General features: G+C 63.2%; 14 protein-coding genes, 1 tRNA gene and 1 pseudogene. 9 read left to right on the forward strand and 7 right to left on the reverse strand.

Going from position 1 to position 16,425, the window contains the following annotated elements; all coding sequences use genetic code 11:
- Nucleotides 1–76 precede the first annotated feature (76 nt).
- Nucleotides 77–2,818, reverse strand: a complete 2,742-nt coding sequence (acnA, locus tag ACF8EA_RS04620) for an aconitate hydratase AcnA (RefSeq protein WP_392521179.1) — start codon at nt 2,816–2,818, stop codon at nt 77–79.
- A 224-nt stretch (nt 2,819–3,042) separates the two neighbouring features.
- Between acnA and rlmM the strand changes: the two genes are divergently transcribed.
- The 3 genes from rlmM to pdxB all read left to right on the forward strand — a co-directional run bounded on the left by rlmM (nt 3,043) and on the right by pdxB (nt 5,909).
- A complete protein-coding gene (gene rlmM / locus ACF8EA_RS04625) occupies nt 3,043–4,107 on the forward strand; it encodes a 23S rRNA (cytidine(2498)-2'-O)-methyltransferase RlmM (RefSeq protein ID WP_392521180.1) in 1,065 nt (354 codons plus the stop codon).
- A gap of 356 nt (nt 4,108–4,463) precedes the next feature.
- The gene (tusA, locus tag ACF8EA_RS04630) at nt 4,464–4,706 is read left to right on the forward strand and encodes a sulfurtransferase TusA (RefSeq protein WP_003248727.1); all 243 of its coding nucleotides are present in this window, start codon (nt 4,464–4,466) and stop codon (nt 4,704–4,706) included.
- Nucleotides 4,707–4,766: 60 nt separating this feature from the next.
- Entirely contained in the window at nt 4,767–5,909 is a 1,143-nt protein-coding gene (gene pdxB, locus ACF8EA_RS04635; RefSeq protein WP_392521181.1) for a 4-phosphoerythronate dehydrogenase PdxB, read from the forward strand.
- Nucleotides 5,910–6,023: 114 nt separating this feature from the next.
- Here pdxB and ACF8EA_RS04640 read toward each other — a convergent pair whose 3' ends face one another.
- On the reverse strand, nt 6,024–6,197 hold the full coding sequence (locus ACF8EA_RS04640) for a PA1571 family protein (protein ID WP_003248731.1): 174 nt from the start codon (nt 6,195–6,197) through the stop codon (nt 6,024–6,026).
- A gap of 210 nt (nt 6,198–6,407) precedes the next feature.
- Here ACF8EA_RS04640 and ACF8EA_RS04645 point away from each other — a divergent pair, with 210 nt between their 5' ends.
- From ACF8EA_RS04645 to ACF8EA_RS04655, 3 genes and pseudogenes are all read left to right on the forward strand, one after another.
- Complete coding sequence (locus tag ACF8EA_RS04645; protein ID WP_392521182.1) at nt 6,408–8,171, forward strand: ABC transporter transmembrane domain-containing protein; 1,764 nt, start codon at nt 6,408–6,410, stop codon at nt 8,169–8,171.
- Nucleotides 8,172–8,915: 744 nt separating this feature from the next.
- Nucleotides 8,916–9,026 (forward strand): annotated as a pseudogene (locus tag ACF8EA_RS04650) (hypothetical protein); the annotation flags it as partial.
- Nucleotides 9,027–9,254: 228 nt separating this feature from the next.
- The gene (locus tag ACF8EA_RS04655) at nt 9,255–9,959 is read left to right on the forward strand and encodes a methyl-accepting chemotaxis protein (protein ID WP_392521220.1); all 705 of its coding nucleotides are present in this window, start codon (nt 9,255–9,257) and stop codon (nt 9,957–9,959) included.
- 108 nt (nt 9,960–10,067) lie between these two features.
- Here the strand turns inward: ACF8EA_RS04655 and ACF8EA_RS04660 are convergent.
- Both ACF8EA_RS04660 and ACF8EA_RS04665 read right to left on the reverse strand, forming a co-directional pair.
- A tRNA-Pro gene (locus ACF8EA_RS04660) sits at nt 10,068–10,144 on the reverse strand.
- Nucleotides 10,145–10,224: 80 nt separating this feature from the next.
- Complete coding sequence (locus ACF8EA_RS04665) at nt 10,225–10,446, reverse strand: YgdI/YgdR family lipoprotein (protein ID WP_003248738.1); 222 nt, start codon at nt 10,444–10,446, stop codon at nt 10,225–10,227.
- A gap of 187 nt (nt 10,447–10,633) precedes the next feature.
- On the opposite strand from ACF8EA_RS04665, the gene moaB reads away from it, so the two are divergent.
- Nucleotides 10,634–11,173 carry a molybdenum cofactor biosynthesis protein B gene (gene moaB, locus ACF8EA_RS04670; protein WP_021785442.1) on the forward strand — a complete coding sequence of 180 codons (540 nt, stop codon included), beginning with the start codon at nt 10,634–10,636 and terminating at the stop codon, nt 11,171–11,173.
- Nucleotides 11,157–12,383, forward strand: coding sequence for a gephyrin-like molybdotransferase Glp (glp, locus tag ACF8EA_RS04675; protein WP_392521183.1), 1,227 nt, complete (start codon nt 11,157–11,159; stop codon nt 12,381–12,383). Before moaB ends, glp begins: the two co-directional genes overlap by 17 nt.
- On the opposite strand, the gene ACF8EA_RS04680 is transcribed toward glp, so the two are convergent.
- A complete protein-coding gene (locus ACF8EA_RS04680; protein ID WP_274118787.1) occupies nt 12,372–13,619 on the reverse strand; it encodes a glycosyltransferase family 4 protein in 1,248 nt (415 codons plus the stop codon). The genes glp and ACF8EA_RS04680 overlap by 12 nt on opposite strands.
- A 255-nt stretch (nt 13,620–13,874) precedes the next feature.
- Between ACF8EA_RS04680 and yegS the strand changes: the two genes are divergently transcribed.
- On the forward strand, nt 13,875–14,762 hold the full coding sequence (gene yegS / locus ACF8EA_RS04685) for a lipid kinase YegS (RefSeq protein WP_274148094.1): 888 nt from the start codon (nt 13,875–13,877) through the stop codon (nt 14,760–14,762).
- Here yegS and ACF8EA_RS04690 read toward each other — a convergent pair.
- The gene (locus ACF8EA_RS04690) at nt 14,746–15,405 is read right to left on the reverse strand and encodes a response regulator (protein ID WP_392521184.1); all 660 of its coding nucleotides are present in this window, start codon (nt 15,403–15,405) and stop codon (nt 14,746–14,748) included. The genes yegS and ACF8EA_RS04690 overlap by 17 nt on opposite strands.
- Nucleotides 15,395–16,291, reverse strand: a complete 897-nt coding sequence (locus ACF8EA_RS04695; protein ID WP_392521185.1) for a sensor histidine kinase — start codon at nt 16,289–16,291, stop codon at nt 15,395–15,397. Before ACF8EA_RS04695 ends, ACF8EA_RS04690 begins: the two co-directional genes overlap by 11 nt.
- Nucleotides 16,292–16,425: the final 134 nt, after the last annotated feature.

Genomic DNA, 16,425 nt, shown 5'->3' on the forward strand with positions numbered 1-16,425 from the left:
CGCGCATGTGACCAAGCGCCGCCCGCGCGGCGCTCGGTTTAGAAAACGGCACAAATCTTGTGCCAGGCTATCCGTCTCAGCCAGCGATCATCTGGCGCAACACATAATGCAGAATCCCCCCCGCCTTGAAGTATTCCACCTCGTTCAGGGTATCAATTCGGCATAGCACCTCGATCTGTTCCTGCTGGCCATCTTCGCGGGTAATGCGCAAGGGCAGGCTCATGCCGGGGTGGAGATGTGCACCGTCCAGCCCCAGTACATCGATCTGCTCCTTGCCGGTCAGCCCCAACTGTTTGCGGTTGTGCCCCGCCTTGAACTGCAGCGGCAACACGCCCATGCCCACCAGGTTGGAGCGGTGAATACGCTCGAAGCTTTCCGCCAGCACGGCCTTGACCCCCAGCAGGTTGGTACCCTTGGCTGCCCAGTCGCGGCTCGAACCGGTGCCGTACTCCTGGCCGGCAATCACCACCAGCGGGGTGCCTTCCTGCTGGTAACGCATGGCTGCGTCGTAGATCGACAGCTTCTCGCCAGTGGGCACATGCAAGGTGTTACCGCCTTCTTCTCCTGCCAGCATTTCGTTGCGGATACGGATGTTGGCAAAGGTGCCGCGCATCATCACTTCATGGTTGCCGCGCCGCGAACCGTAGGAGTTGAAATCGTGTGGCTCCACACCCTGTTCCCGTAGGTAGCGCCCGGCCGGGCTGTCGGTCTTGATGTTGCCGGCGGGGGAAATGTGGTCAGTGGTCACGGAGTCGCCCAACAGCGCCAGCACCCGTGCGCCGTGAATATTGGCAATTTGTGGTGGCGGCCCGCCGATACCGTCGAAAAACGGTGGGTGCTGAATGTAGGTGGAGTCAGCCTTCCACACGTAAGTGGCGGCCTGTGGCACCTCGATGGCCTGCCACTGCGCATCACCGGCAAACACTTCGGCGTATTCCTTGTGGAACATCGCCGTATCGACCTTGGCCACAGCCTCGGCAATTTCCTGCTGACTCGGCCAGATATCACGCAGGTAGACCGGTTGGCCGTCCTTGCCTGAGCCTAGCGGGTCGCGCGTCAGGTCCAGGCGCACGCTGCCGGCCAGGGCATAGGCCACCACCAGCGGGGGCGAAGCCAGCCAGTTGGTCTTGACCAGCGGGTGCACGCGGCCTTCGAAGTTGCGGTTGCCCGACAGCACCGAGGCCACGGTGAGGTCGGCGCTGCCAATAGCTTTCTCGATCGCCTCGTCCAGCGGGCCGGAGTTGCCGATGCAGGTGGTGCAGCCATAACCGACCAGATCAAAACCCAGCTGGTCGAGGTAAGGCGTGAGCCCGGCTGCCTTGAAGTAGTCGGTGACCACCTTGGAGCCCGGCGCCAGCGAGCTCTTGACCCAGGGTTTGCGTTGCAGGCCTTTTTCCAGTGCTTTTTTCGCCACCAGCCCGGCAGCCATCATCACGCTGGGGTTGGACGTGTTGGTGCATGAGGTGATCGCGGCAATCACCACGGCTCCATCGCGCAGGGTGTGGGTCTGGCCCTGATGGCTGTAGTCGATTGCGCCGGTCTGGTCGGCGTTGCCCACCGCCACACCGCCGCCGCCCTCGCTTTCCAGGCGGCCAACTTCTTTGGCCAGCGGTTTGGGCTGCAGCTCGATGAAGTGGTCGAAGGCTTGGCTGATCTGGCCCAGTGCTACGCGGTCCTGTGGCCGCTTGGGCCCGGCCAGGCTGGCTTCGACCTCGTCCATGTCCAGTGCCAGCGTGTCGCTGAATGACGGTTCATGGCCGGGCAGGCGCCACATGCCCTGCGCCTTGCAGTACTGCTCCACCAGCTGCACGGTCGCTTCGGGGCGGCCCGAAAGGCGCAGATAGTCGAGGGTGACCTGGTCGACCGGGAAGAAACCACAGGTGGCGCCGTATTCCGGTGCCATGTTGGCAATGGTCGCGCGGTCGGCCAGGGGCAGCTCGGCCAGGCCGTCGCCATAGAATTCAACGAACTTGCCCACCACGCCTTTCTTGCGCAGCATCTGCGTCACGGTCAGCACCAGGTCAGTGGCAGTGATGCCCTCTCGCAGCTTGCCGGTCAACTTGAAGCCGATTACCTCGGGGATCAGCATCGATACCGGCTGGCCGAGCATGGCCGCTTCCGCTTCGATGCCACCGACACCCCAGCCAAGTACGCCCAGGCCGTTGATCATGGTGGTGTGCGAGTCTGTGCCCACCAAGGTATCGGGGAAGGCATAGGTGCGGCCATCAGCCTCACGGGTCCACACCGTGCGGCCCAGGTATTCCAGGTTGACCTGGTGGCAAATGCCGGTGCCCGGGGGTACAACGCGGAAGTTGTCGAACGCGCTCTGGCCCCAACGCAGAAAGGCATAGCGCTCACCATTGCGCTGCATTTCGATGTCGACGTTCTCGGCAAAGGCTTGCGGCGTGCCGTAGCGGTCGACCATTACCGAGTGGTCGATCACCAGGTCGACCGGTGACAGCGGGTTGATCCGTTGTGGGTCGCCACCAGCCTTGGCCATGGCGGCGCGCATGGCCGCCAGGTCGACCACGGCGGGTACGCCGGTGAAGTCCTGCATCAGCACCCGCGCCGGGCGGTACTGGATTTCGCGGTCAGAGCGCCGTTCGCCAAGCCATTGGGCAATGGCGCGCAAGTCGTCGCCAGTGACGGTTGTGCCGTCCTCCCAGCGCAGCAGATTTTCCAGCAGCACTTTCAGCGACATGGGCAGGCGCTGCAGGTCACCCAGCTGGCGGGCGGCCTCGGTGAGGCTGAAGTAGTGGTAGGTCTGGTCGCCGACCTTTAGGGGCTTGAGGGTGTTCAGGCTATCGAGCGAGGGCATTGCCAACTCCTTCTGCACCGGTGCCCGGCAAATATTCACGGTTTGCCGGCAGCACCGCTCTGTATCGGTCCGCACGGTACGGACCTGGCTGAGTGGTCAGGTTAGACCGGTTTAGGCTACCTGACCCTTTTCTGGACCGGCGGGGCGTGTCGCAGGTTCCGAACTTCCTTTATCATCGCCGCCCTGCCGGCGCCTGTGGTGCGCCAGCCGTAGTGGAGTGAGAGATGAATACCCTGTTCATGCATTGCCGGCCCGGTTTCGAGGGCGAGGTTTGCGCCGAGATCAGCGAACATGCCGCCCGCCTGGGTGTTGCCGGCTATGCCAAAGGCAAGCCGCAAAGTGCCAGTGCCGAGTTTGTCTGTAGCGAGGAGGGCGGTGCCGAGCGCTTGATGGGGGAACTGCGTTTCAACCAGCTGATTTTCCCGCGGCAGTGGGCACGTGGCGGTTACGTTGAACTGCCGGAAAGTGACCGCATCAGTGTGCTGCTGGCGCAGTTGGCCGACTTCCCGGTGTTCGGCAGCCTTTGGCTGGAGGTGCTGGACAGCAACGAAGGCAAGGAATTGTCCACCTTTTGCCGAAAGTTCGAAGTGCCGTTGCGCAAGGCCCTGGAGAAGGCCGGCCGCCTGGTCGATGACCCTGGCCGCCCACGTTTGCTACTGACCTTCATCAGCGGCCGGCGGGTATTTGTCGGCGTTGCATCGGCCAGCAACTGCGCGTTGTGGCCCATGGGCATCCCGCGCCTGAAGTTCCCTCGCGAGGCACCTAGCCGTTCGACACTCAAGCTGGAAGAAGCCTGGCACCAGTTCATTCCGCGTGAGCAGTGGGAGCTGCGCCTGGGTGATGACATGACCGGCGTCGACCTGGGAGCCTCGCCGGGCGGCTGGACCTACCAGCTGGTGCGTCGTGGCATGCTGGTGACAGCCATCGACAACGGGCCGATGGCCGAAAGCCTGATGGACACTGGCCTGGTCCAACACTTGATGGCCGATGGCTTTACCTGGCAGCCAAAGCAGCCGGTTGACTGGATGGTGTGCGATATCGTCGAGAAGCCGGCGCGTACCACCTCGCTGATCGAAACCTGGCTGGGTGAGGGGTTGTGCCGCGAGGCGGTGGTCAACCTGAAGTTGCCGATGAAGCAGCGTTATGCCGAAGTACGGCGCTTGCTCGACCGTATGGAGGCGACATTCAAGGCACGCAAGATCAAGGTGTCGATCGCCTGCAAGCAGCTGTACCACGACCGCGAGGAAGTGACTTGCCACCTGCGGCGGCTCGATTTGAAACCGCGCTGAGCGTTTCAGGTGGATGGTTTGCATTTGCTGTTTGCATTGAGATCGAGCGCCGCCCGCGCGGCGCATCGCGAGCTTCGCTCGCTCCTACGTTTGTTTCGGGCCAGTTATTCCTGGGGGATTTGCGCGCGAACGCTTTGGCGCTTGGCGTGATATTGCGTCGTACAAACAAAACGGTCGCGCGCGCCTGTAACAGGCGTTACTGGCCAAAAACAAACGTAGGAGCGAGCGAAGCTCGCGATGCGCCGCGCGGGCGGCGCTCGATCTCGATATTCACACAATGCTGAAGGCATGCGTCTAAGCCCCCTTGGACCGCACCGCGCTATGCGCGACAATAGCGATCATTTTCGGAGCCCCCCATGACCGATTTCACCCCCGACGCCATCCTCGATGCCACCGGCCTGAACTGCCCGGAACCGGTGATGATGCTGCACCAGCACGTACGCAACCTGGCTGCCGGCGGCCTGCTCAAGGTCATCGCCACTGACCCGTCGACCCGCCGCGACATCCCCAAGTTCTGCAACTTTCTCGGCCACGAGCTGCTGCAGCAGCAAGAGGACGCCGGCACTTTCCTGTACTGGATCCGCAAGAAAGCCGACTGAATCGCTCTGGAACAGGCCCGGCGTTGCGCCTACACTGCTCTCCCCAGACAGGAGAGCACCATGCTGATAGTTGCCGACGAGAACATCCCGCTGCTCGATGCCTTCTTCCAGGGGTTCGGTGAAATTCGCCGCTACCCCGGCCGAAGCCTCGATGCTGCCAACGTCAAGGACGCCGATATCCTGCTGGTACGCTCGGTGACCAAGGTCGACCGTCAGTTGCTCGAAGGCAGCCGTGTACGCTTTGTCGGCACTTGCACCATTGGTACTGATCATCTGGACCTGGACTACTTTGCAGAGGCCGGTATCCGCTGGAGCAGCGCGCCTGGCTGTAACGCCCGCGGCGTGGTCGATTACGTGCTGGGCAGCCTGCTGACCCTGGCCGAGCTGGATGGCGTGGCATTGCCTGAGCGCGTGTATGGTGTTGTGGGCGCGGGTGAAGTGGGTGGCCGTCTGGTGCGGGTGCTGCACGGCCTGGGCTGGAAGGTGCTGGTGTGCGACCCGTTGCGTCAGGCCGCCGAGGGCGGCGACTACGTCAGCCTCGAAACCATCCTGCAGCAGTGCGATGTGATCAGCTTGCATACCCCATTGCAACGCGGCGGCGAGTACCCGACCTGGCACCTGCTGGGGCAGGCGCAGCTGGCACAGTTGCGCCCAGGTGCCTGGCTGGTAAACGCCAGCCGTGGCCCGGTGGTGGACAACGTGGCCCTGCGCGAGCTGCTGCTGGACCGCGAAGACGTGCACGCGGTGCTGGATGTGTGGGAAGGGGAGCCGCAGGTTGACCTGCAGTTGGCCGACCTGTGCACGCTGGCTACGCCGCACATTGCCGGCTATAGCCTCGATGGCCGCCAGCGTGGTACGGCGCAGATCTACCAGGCGCTGTGCCGCTTCCTGGGTGTGGACGAGCAGGTGCGACTGGCCGAGCTGCTGCCAAAGCCACCGTTGGCGCAGATCGATCTGGATGCCAGCACCGACCTGTCCTGGGCCTTGGCCACCCTGTGTCGCGCCGTATATGACCCGCGCCGCGATGATGCCGATTTCCGCCGTAGCCTGAGCGATGATCCGCAGCAACAGCGAGCGGCGTTCGACCAGTTGCGCAAGCAATACCCGCCAAGGCGCGAGATCGAGGGGCTGGCCGTGCGCTTGCACGGGGAGGCGCCGCAGTTGGCGCAGTTGGTCAGTGCCCTGGGTGGGGTGTTGGTCTAAGCAAACCTTGTCGTGACTTTGCAGGTATGTGCGGTTACCTGTGGGGGTGGCCAAGCCAACTTGCTGGGCAGATAAAAACCCGGCGCAAGCGCCGGGTTGCAAAGAATTCGCCGATCAACCTTTGCGTACGCGCTCGACACGGCTTTCTTCCAGGGCCTTGCAGGCCTGCTGGATCATCTGCTCGGTGATCGGCACTTCGCGCCCCTTGGCGTCGATGATCGAACCGCATACTTGCGGTTGCGGAGAGGTCTGGGGCTTCTGGTTATCACTGCCATGCTGCAAGCTCATGCACTGTCTCCTCTTCAGGTTCAAGCTCAGGGTAGCCCTGCGCCGTGACTGGCCTGTGACAGCTTCTGGGTCACGGCAGCAACAGTCCAGCAGAAAGCCTGTGAAAGCTCCATAAGCTGTTTAGATCGATGCGTTATAGCAACCTTCATGCAGTCTCCCGACCGGGATGAGTGGTAGGCTGCCGCTTCCCCACCCTTTGTGGTCGTCGCCATGCCCGAATCGGTTTCCCCGCGCCAACGCCGCGCCTTGCGCCTGGCTTGGCAGTTCGTTCGCCCTTATCGCCGGCAGGTGCTGCTGGCATTGCTGGCGCTGGTAGTCACAGCTGGCATCACCCTGTCGATGGGCCAAGGCATCCGCCTGCTGGTGGATCAAGGCTTCATGACCCGCTCCGCGCACCAGCTCAATCAGACCATCGGGCTGTTCCTGCTGCTGGTGCTGGCGCTGGCGGTGGGTACCTTCAGCCGTTTTTACCTGGTGTCGTGGATTGGCGAGCGCTGTGTGGCCGATATCCGTCGTGCCGTCTTCGACCACCTGATCGGCCTGCACCCAGGTTTTTTCGAAGACAACCGCAGCTCCGAGATCCAGTCGCGGCTGACAGCGGACACCACCTTGCTGCAATCAGTGATCGGTTCATCGCTGTCGATGTTCTTGCGCAACGCGCTGATGGTCATTGGCGGTGTGGCATTGCTGTTCATTACCAACCCCAAGCTCACCAGCATCGTGGTGGTAACGTTGCCGCTGGTGTTGGCACCGATCCTGTTGTTCGGCCGTCGGGTGCGCAGCCTGTCGCGGCAGAGCCAGGACAGGGTCGCCGATGTGGGCAGCTACGTGGCTGAGACGCTGGGGCAGATCAAGACCGTGCAGGCCTACAACCACCAGGCGCACGACCGCGAACTGTTCGCCGATACGGTCGAAGCAGCGTTTACTGTTGCCCGCAAGCGGATTGCCCAGCGTGCCTGGCTGATTACCCTGGTGATCGTGCTGGTGTTGGGGGCGGTGGGGGTGATGCTGTGGGTCGGCGGCATGGATGTGATCGCCGGGCGCATATCCGCAGGCGAGCTGGCTGCATTCGTGTTCTACAGCCTGATCGTCGGCAGCGCCTTCGGTACCCTCAGTGAGGTGATCGGCGAACTGCAGCGGGCCGCGGGTGCCGCCGAGCGCATTGCCGAATTGTTGGCCGCGCGAAGTGCCATCCTGCCGCCCGCCGCGGCGCAGGTGCTGCCACAGCAGCGGGCCAGTGGGCGTATCGAGTTGCAGCAGGTGGTGTTTGCTTATCCTTCACGGCCCACAGTGGCGGCTGTTGACGGCCTGAGCCTGACCATCGAGCCTGGGCAGACCGTCGCCCTGGTAGGCCCTTCCGGGGCAGGCAAGTCGACCCTGTTCGATTTGTTGCTGCGCTTTTACGACCCTCAGCAAGGCCGCATCCTGCTTGATGGCCAGCCGGTTACCGAGCTTGATCCCGACCAGCTGCGCCGGCAGTTCGCCCTGGTGGCGCAAAACCCCTCGTTGTTCCGTGGCACGGTGGAGGCCAACATTCGGTATGGCCGGCCCGAGGCGACCTTGGCTGAAGTCGAAGCAGCAGCCCGCGGCGCCCATGCCGACGAATTCATCCGGCAATTGCCCCAAGGCTACCAGACACAACTGGGGGAGGGCGGCATAGGCCTTTCCGGCGGGCAGCGTCAGCGCTTGGCGATCGCCCGGGCCTTGCTGGTCGATGCGCCGATCCTGTTGCTGGACGAAGCCACCAGTGCCCTCGATGCACAAAGCGAATACTTGATCCAGCAAGCGCTGCCCAGGCTGATGGCCGGCCGTACCACGCTGGTGATCGCCCATCGCCTGGCCACAGTGCAGCACGCCGAGCGCATCGCGGTCATCGACCAGGGTCGGCTGGTGGCGGTGGGCACCCACCGTCAGTTGATCGAGGACAGCCCGCTGTATGCACGGCTGGCAGCGCTGCAGTTCACCACCGGTTAGCGTGTCGCGGCCTTGTAACATTTCTGTAGTAATTGCCTGAGAGTATTTGCCTCAACTGTTGCGTAAGTGCTCGACCTGGCTGCCATTGCGTGATGGCAGCTTTTTTTTGGCCTGCCAGTAATGAGGCTGTACAGCGGCCTCAGCCTACTCCCTCTGGTTCCGAGACCCTCGATGTTGCGTAAATCCCTCAGAGTGCAAATTCTTTCGCTGCTCGGCGGCAGTGTGCTGGCGATGCTGCTGATCGCCCTGGTGTGTTTCCAGTTCCTGTCGTCCAGCGTGCGTGGCTACGCCGAGCTGGTCGACGGGCCGCTGCGGGCCTCGCAATTGATTGACGAAGCCAACCTGCAGTTCAAGATACAGGTGCAGGAATGGAAAAACGTGCTACTGCGCGGGCGCCAGCCAGCGGAGATGGACAAGTACTGGCAGCAGTTCCAGGCCCGCGAACAGCAAGTACAACAACTGCTCGGGCAATTGATCGACAATAGCGATGCCAGGCTCAAGGCGTCGCTGCAGCAATTGCGCGACAGCCACCGCCAGTTGGGCCAGGCCTATGCGCAAGGCCGCCAGGCCTTCCTTGCGGCAGGCGGCGATCCGGTAGCGGGAGACCGGGCGGTCAAAGGCGTGGATCGTGCCGCCAGTGAGCAGATGAGCGAACTGGTCGAGCAGCTGCGCGCCGATGCCCGTCAGCGCGCAGCCAGCATCAATGCCAGTGCCGAGCGCACGGTATGGTTGGGCCTGCTGGTGATGCTGGCTTCTGCGGTGCTGGTGGGGCTGCTCAGCCTGTGGCTGGTCAACCGTAGCCTGATCGAGCCGATCCGTCAGTTGATCGAGTACGTCGCGCAGCTCAGCCAGGGCTGCTTTGCTGCCCGGGTCGACAGCCGTCGGGAGGATGAGTTGGGGCGTCTGGCGCGGGCAGCCAACACCCTGCGTGACTTCCTTGCCGACACCGTCGGCCGGCTGCAGGACAACGCTCAGGAGCTGGAAGGTGCCAGCGGCCAGTTGCGCAATATTGCCGGTGACATGGCCCGCGGTACCCATGACCAGTTCCAGCGTACCGACCAGGTGGCCACGGCCATGCACGAAATGTCCGCCACTGCACAAGAGGTCGCACGCCACGCCGCCGAGGCTGCCCGTGCGGCCGATGACGCCGACCACAGCGCCCAGGCGGGCGAGCAGGTGATGCAGCAGACCATCGACATCATCGGGTTGGTCAACCGCGAAATTGCCGGCACGGCGTCGGTAATTCGCGATCTGGAGCATGACAGCACACGTATAGGCAAAGTGCTGGAAGTGATCCGCGGCATTGCTGAACAGACCAACCTGCTGGCGCTTAACGCAGCCATCGAAGCGGCCCGTGCTGGCGAAGCCGGGCGTGGTTTTGCGGTAGTCGCTGATGAAGTGCGTAGCCTGGCCCAGCGCACGGCAGCGTCGATTGCAGAGATTCACCAGATCATCGAAGCGGTACAGTCGGGGGCTGTGGAGGCGGTCAAGGCCATCGAAAGCGGCCAGCAACGTAGCCAGGAAGGGGCTGAGCAGGTCGAGCAGGCCGGGCAGATGCTGCAACGCATTACCCAGGCGGTGGAGGCGATCCGCGACATGAACCGGCAGATCGCCACGGCGGCAGAGGAGCAGACCAGCGTGGCCGAAGATATCTCGCGCAACCTGATCGAAATTACCCGCATTGCCACAGCCAATCAGGAAGCGGTGCAGCATACGGAGCAGGCGGGGCAGCGCCTGCATGGTTTGTCAGGGCAGTTGGGCGAAGTCACCTCCCGCCTGAGTGCTTGACTCGGTCTGCAGTGGTTGCAGGTGCCCACAGCGGCTGCAACCCGCGCACGGAGGCATTTTTCGCACACAACAAAAAGCCCGCGCATGGCGGGCTTTTTGACAAGGATCTGGTCGGAGAGACAGGATTCGAACCTGCGGCCTTCTCGTCCCGAACGAGACGCGCTACCTGGCTGCGCTACACTCCGATGACCAAAATCCTACTGCATCCCGTTTTTGCCCGCAAGCCCTTGTTGTTTAAAGGGCCATGGCCTGAACGGGGCCTTGATCAGAGCTCTTTGACGGTGCGGATCTGGTCCTTGTTCAAGCGCGTGCGCTTGCCGTCGAGTTGCTCGAATTCATAGAAGCCAGAGTCTTCGTCGTAGGACGGTTTGTCGGTTGCCTGGATCTCCCGGCCATCGTTCAGGGTAATGACGGTTGGAGTCGAGCAGCCGGCGAGGGCGCCCAAGCCCAAGGCGAGCAGGAAGGCGGGTAGGGTCCGTTTGATCATCGTGTTTCTCCAAGTGCGATGGTGCTAGATGACATTTATGACGCAGGACGTTAGTGCAAGTTCACTCCAAGTGCAGCATAGCGACTAATTCGTCCCCTTGATCCAGGGCAAGGCCGATGGGGGCAACGCCGGAAAAGGTGCGCTGTGATATAACTGCGTCCATCTCATCCTGTTGTGACGGACACCCATGAAAGCCAAGGCAGATACCCCCTTCGTGGCGCTGAACATCGCCGTGCTCACGGTCAGCGACACCCGTACCCTCGACACCGACACCTCTGGCCAGATGTTCGTCGACCGCCTGAGCGCCGCCGGTCATCGCCTTGCCGAGCGTGTGCTGCTCAAGGATGACCTTTACAAGATCCGAGCCCAGGTAGCCACATGGATCGCCGATGACAGCGTGCAAGTGGTGCTGATTACGGGCGGTACCGGGTTTACTGGCCGCGACAGCACCCCCGAGGCGGTGGCCTGCCTGCTGGACAAGCAAGTGGACGGTTTTGGCGAGCTGTTCCGGCAGATTTCAGTGGCCGACATTGGCACCTCCACCGTGCAGTCGCGTGCCCTGGCCGGGCTGGCCAACGGCACTCTGGTGTGCTGCCTGCCGGGCTCGACCAACGCTGTGCGCACCGGTTGGGATGGCATCCTGGCCGAGCAGCTTGATGCCCGTCATCGTCCGTGCAACTTCGTGCCGCACCTGAAGCAGGCAGCGGCCTGTGACAGCCGTGGCTGAGGTCAGCCAGGCCCGGCCGCTGATGCCGGTGGAACAGGCGCTGGAGCAACTGCTGGCGCTTGCCGAAGCTGCACCGATTGGCGAGACCGAAAACCTGCCGCTGGCCGAAGCCGAAGGCCGCGTGCTGGCCACCGACCTGGTGGCCTCGCTCGACCTGCCGCCTTGGCCGAACAGCGCCATGGACGGTTATGCCTTGCGCCTGGCTGACTGGCAGGGCCAGCCGCTGCCGGTCAGCCAGCGTATTTTCGCCGGCCATGCGCCCCAGCCGCTGCAACCGGGTACCTGCGCACGGATCTTCACCGGTGCGCCTGTGCCGGAGGGGGCCGACTGCGTCGAGATGCAGGAAAACACCGAAGTACTCGAAGATGGCCGGGTGCGCTTTCTCGAAACGTTGCGCACCGAGCAGAACATACGGCCTCAAGGCCAGGAAACCCGCAAAGGCGAGCAGGTGATGAGCGCCGGCACCCGCCTCGGGCCGATCGAACTGGGCCTGGCGGCGACCTTGGGGCATGGCCGCCTGGACGTGGTGCGCAAGGTGAAAGTGGCGGTGCTGTCGACCGGCGACGAACTGGTCGAGCCTGGCCTGCCGCTGGGGCCCGGGCAGATCTACAACAGCAACCGAAGGCTGCTGGTCAGCTGGTTGCAGCGGCTGGGTTGCGAAGTGGTCGATGCCGGCATCCTGCCGGATGACCTGGGGCGTACTCGCACCTGCCTGGCGTCACTGGGTGACGTAGACCTGATTCTGTCCACCGGAGGCGTCTCGGTGGGGGAAGCCGACTACCTCGGTGCTGCCCTGCGCGAGGCCGGCGAACTGGCGTTGTGGAAGCTGGCGATCAAACCGGGCAAGCCGCTGACCTTCGGCCACTTCCAGGGTGTGCCGGTGATCGGCCTGCCGGGCAACCCGGCCTCGACCTTGGTCACCTTTGGTCTGTTGACCAGGCCCTACCTGCTGCGTCGTCAGGGTGTAGTTGACGTCACGCCGCTGCGGTTCGACATGCCCGCTGGGTTTGACTGGCCCAAGCCGGGTACGCGCCGCGAATACCTGCGCGCGCGCATCGAACAGGGACGGGTGCGCATCTACAAGAACCAGAGCTCGGGTGTGCTGCGCAGCGCAGCCTGGGCGGAGGGGCTGGTGGAAGTGCGTGAAGGCAGCACGCCGAAGCAGGGCGACAGCGTGCCGTTCATTCCCTTCAGCGAGCTACTTGGCTGAGCGGCCCAGCCAGGCACTGTCCAGCGGCGCGGCCTCGGCCGGTGCCGCCTGGGTCAGGCGTATGTGCACATTCTCCAGTTGCTGGGCGGCCACGCTCCAGTCGTGGCGCTGGCGGGCAAACTGGCGCCCGGCAGCACTCAACTGGCTCATGCGCCAGGGCTGATTGAGCAGTTGGGTGATCAGCAGTGCCAGCAGGTCACCGTCGTCACTGCCCAGGTAGTGCTCGCCGTTGTTCACGGTCAGGCCTGAAACGCCCTTGTCGGTGGTGATCACGGGTAAGCCGGCGGCCATCGCTTCGAGGATTTTCACCTTCGAGCCACCGGCATAGCGCAGGGGGGCGAAGAATAACGCTGAACATCGTTGCAGTTCACGCAGGTCGGGGCGGTAGCCGAACCATTCAATGCGTGGGTCATTCCAGTGAAGTTTCCAGTTGGCCGGCATGGCATGCCCGGCAATAGCCAGGCGCACCGCCGGGTTGCTCATCCACACCTTCGGCATGATGTCGTCCAGTGCCCACTCGATGGCTTCCAGATTGGCGCCATATTCGAAATTGCCGACGAACAACAGGCGCTGGCTGTGCACCGCAGGTTGCACTTGCTGGTAGAAATCACAATCCACGCCGTTGACCACCACATTCACCGCGCGCCCGCTGATCTGCGCGATCAGTTCGGCATCGTGGGCGCAGACGGCCACCAGTTCGGTAGGCTGGCGTAGCACTCGGTGCTCCCAGCGCCGGTAGCGCCAGCGGTCGAAGGCGTTGAGCGGGCGCAGCCACAGCGGCAGGCGGTCGTGGCAGGCACCGCCCATTACCGACTCCAAATTGTGCTCGCTAAGCATGTAAGGCAGCCCGCGAGCCTGCAAGGCTTTTTCGAACGGCTGGAAGCTGTAACTGTGCTCGATCTGGATCACGTCCCAAGGCTCGTCCAGCAATTGCTCGAACCGGTGCCGCAGGCGAGGTGCCAGGCCATTGATGATTGCCCGCATGGGGTAGTCGATGATGGGTGAAGCCAGCAGGTTGAGTGGACTGTGCAGCGGCCGGCGGGGTAGCACGATCAGGCGTTCGAGGAGTGGCTCCAGGGCCTCACGTGCTGCATCGCTGAGAGGGATTTTCGACTGCACCAGCAGGGTGATTCGGTGGCCGCGCTGCGCCAGTGCGCGCAGCAGATGGTATTGCCGGGTTTTGTGGCCGCTGGTGGTCGGCCAAGGCAGGTAGGGCAGTGTCCAGAGAATGCGCATGACCCGAAGTCCTCGCGAAAGGCTGCAGATAGCAAAACGCGCCCGTTGACAGCAGTGGGGGAGCCACTGCCGGGCGCGTCCATGGCAATAGGGGTATCTGCTGAGCATAGCCGGGATTGCCAAGTGTGGAAAAATGACCGGCGACGCGATCAGTTGCAGGCGTGGCGCCGGTCCAATGTTTTTTCCAGGCCATGCAACGATCCGGGCAGGCCAGTGGTCGAGATAGGGGGTGGTCCATTTTACGGAGACGCGCACATGCAAGGGCGCAAGGCAATGCTGGTGCTGCACGGCAAGCAGGCGATGAACGAAGACGTCCGCAGCGCCGTGAGCGACCTGCGCGATAGCGGCTGGGTGCTGGATGTACGGGTGACCTGGGAGGCGGGCGATGCCCAACGGCTGGTCGCCGAGGCACTGGCGGCGGGTTACAGCCATATCGTCGCCGGTGGCGGGGACGGCACGTTGCGTGATGTGGCCGAGGCCATGGGATTGGCCGCTACTAAAGCCAGCCTGACCTTGTTGCCACTGGGTACTGCCAACGATTTTGCCAAGGCCGCTGGCATCCCCCTGGAGCCGGCGTCGGCGCTGGCCTTGCTGAATGTCGCGCCACAACCCATAGACCTGGGGCAGGCTGGCGATCAGTTGTTCCTCAACATGGCCACGGGTGGCTTTGGCAGCCAGGTCACCGCCAATACCTCCGAAGACCTCAAGAAAGTGCTGGGCGCTGCCGCCTACCTGTTCACCGGGCTGTCCCGCTTCAGTGAGCTTCAGGCGGCTTCGGTGGAACTACAGGGGCCGGGCTTTCATTGGCAAGGGGATTTGCTGGCGCTGGGTATCGGCAATGGCCGCCAGGCCGGTGGCGGGCAGGTGCTGTGCCCCGAAGCCAGGATCAACGACGGCTTGCTTGACGTCGCCATTCTGCCGGCACCGCAGGAGATGGTAGGGGCTCTGCGTGACCTGTTGGGCGGTGACGGCCTGTTTGTTCGTGCCAGGCTGCCATGGGTCGAGATCAAGAGTTCGCAAGGGTTGGACATCAACCTTGATGGCGAGCCGTTGCAGGCTGCCAATCTGCGCTTTCAGGCGAGGTCGGCGGCGTTGTTCCTGCACCTGCCGGCCGGGTCGCCGTTGCTCAGTCATCCAGGCTGATGATTTTTTCGCGTACCGCAAACAGCACCAGGCCGGCCACGTCGTGAATCTGCAGGCGCTTCATGATTTGTGACCGGTGAGTTTCCACGGTCTTGATCGACAGGCCCAGGCCCGCAGCGATTTCCCGCGTGGACTTGCCGCGCACGATCAGGCGCAGGATTTCAAGCTGGCGTGAAGTCAGATTATGCCGTTCGCCAGCGCTTTGCTTGCCTTGTTTGGTGTGCCTCAGCGCCTGGTTGATAACGGTGTGGGCGATGGCTGGGCTGAGGTAGCGCTCACCTCGGCATACAGCCCCCAGAGCCTGTTCCAGCTCGGCGCTGCTGGTGTCCTTGAGCAGGTAGCCGTGGGCGCCGCTCTCCAGGGCGCGCATGATCAGGTCCGGGTCGGTGTGCATGGACAGGATCAGCACTTTGCAGCTACTGCCGCTGGCTCGCAGTTGAGTGAGGGCATCCAGGCCGCTGGTCGAACGCATGGAGATGTCCAGCAAGATGATGTCGGGCGTTAGTGTGCGCACCAGGTCGAGTAGCTGATTGCCGTCGTCGGCCTCGCCGACCACTTCATAACCGGGGATATCGCCGACCAGCGCGCGTACCCCGGCGCGGATCAGCGAGTGGTCATCTACCAGCAGTAGTCTACAGGTCATGGTTGGTAATACTCCTGGCGCGTTGCTGGGTGCGCGGGGACCACGGGAACATCGCTTCGATCTGCGTGCCTCGGCCAGGCTGACTGGTGATGTCGAGGCTGCCCTGCAGCGCGATTACCCGCTCCTGCATGCCGGCCAGGCCGCGCTGACCGGCCTCTGCCGGGTGCCGGGCAGGGACGAAACCACGACCATCGTCGTGGATCGACAACGCCAGCCCCTCAGGAGTACGTTGCAGGCGGATGACCAGGTTATGTGCCTGGGCGTGGCGCAGCATGTTGGTCACTGCCTCCTGGGTTATACGGAACACTGCCATGGCCACGGCTTCGTCGATACCGCCCAGGCGCTGGTTGCACGCCAGGCTCCAGTGCACGCCGCTGCTGGCCAGGGTGCGTACCAGGTGCGCGCGCAGGCTGTCTTCCAGACCAAGGCTGGCCAACTGCCGGGGGTTGAGCAGTGCGGAGACATTGCGCACATTACCGAGGGTGTCATCCAGTGTGCTGCGCAGGGCGTCGCAGTGCCCCTGCAATTCGTCGGGCATGCGCCGCTGTAGCCACTGCAGTTGCAGCTTGGCAGCGGTGAGCAGTTGACCGATGTCGTCGTGCAGTTCCCTGCCCAGATGCTGACGCTCGTCTTCTTGCACTTTGAGCATGCGCTCGGCCAGCTCAGCCGGGCGTAGGTGGATCGACCTGGCGCCCAGGCCCAGTTGCACAGCAGCACCCAGCGTGGCGACCAACTGCAGCACCAGCAGGGTGGCCGGGATTGTCTGGTTGGCCAGGTACAGCGCCATGTTGGCAACCAGTGAGGCTACGCACAGTCCGACCGTTGTCCAACGCAGCACGGCGGCGCGGGAGCAGCAACGCAAAAAGGTCTTCAAGCGTGGGAACATAGGTAGGGAGGCCACTGAAGTATTGCTGATGGAGGCCTTGCACAATGCTGCTCAGAGGCTTTGGCGCAGTACTTTCGTTGTTTTTTTGAATACGTATTCTTGCCACCTTTGTTCCGATAGCAAGCGTTTGTGGG

Source organism: Pseudomonas sp. YQ_5, assembly GCF_043103305.1.
Taxonomy (GTDB): domain Bacteria; phylum Pseudomonadota; class Gammaproteobacteria; order Pseudomonadales; family Pseudomonadaceae; genus Aquipseudomonas; species Aquipseudomonas putida_Y.

Coding starts and splice junctions, on each gene's coding strand:
- acnA (WP_392521179.1), bottom strand. CDS start 2,818: ATGCCCTCGCTCGATAGCCTGAACACCCTCAAGCCCCTAAAGGTCGGC.
- rlmM (WP_392521180.1), top strand. CDS start 3,043: ATGAATACCCTGTTCATGCATTGCCGGCCCGGTTTCGAGGGCGAGGTT.
- tusA (WP_003248727.1), top strand. CDS start 4,464: ATGACCGATTTCACCCCCGACGCCATCCTCGATGCCACCGGCCTGAAC.
- pdxB (WP_392521181.1), top strand. CDS start 4,767: ATGCTGATAGTTGCCGACGAGAACATCCCGCTGCTCGATGCCTTCTTC.
- ACF8EA_RS04640 (WP_003248731.1), bottom strand. CDS start 6,197: ATGAGCTTGCAGCATGGCAGTGATAACCAGAAGCCCCAGACCTCTCCG.
- ACF8EA_RS04645 (WP_392521182.1), top strand. CDS start 6,408: ATGCCCGAATCGGTTTCCCCGCGCCAACGCCGCGCCTTGCGCCTGGCT.
- ACF8EA_RS04655 (WP_392521220.1), top strand. CDS start 9,255: ATGTCCGCCACTGCACAAGAGGTCGCACGCCACGCCGCCGAGGCTGCC.
- ACF8EA_RS04665 (WP_003248738.1), bottom strand. CDS start 10,446: ATGATCAAACGGACCCTACCCGCCTTCCTGCTCGCCTTGGGCTTGGGC.
- moaB (WP_021785442.1), top strand. CDS start 10,634: ATGAAAGCCAAGGCAGATACCCCCTTCGTGGCGCTGAACATCGCCGTG.
- ACF8EA_RS04680 (WP_274118787.1), bottom strand. CDS start 13,619: ATGCGCATTCTCTGGACACTGCCCTACCTGCCTTGGCCGACCACCAGC.
- yegS (WP_274148094.1), top strand. CDS start 13,875: ATGCAAGGGCGCAAGGCAATGCTGGTGCTGCACGGCAAGCAGGCGATG.
- ACF8EA_RS04690 (WP_392521184.1), bottom strand. CDS start 15,405: ATGACCTGTAGACTACTGCTGGTAGATGACCACTCGCTGATCCGCGCC.
- ACF8EA_RS04695 (WP_392521185.1), bottom strand. CDS start 16,291: ATGTTCCCACGCTTGAAGACCTTTTTGCGTTGCTGCTCCCGCGCCGCC.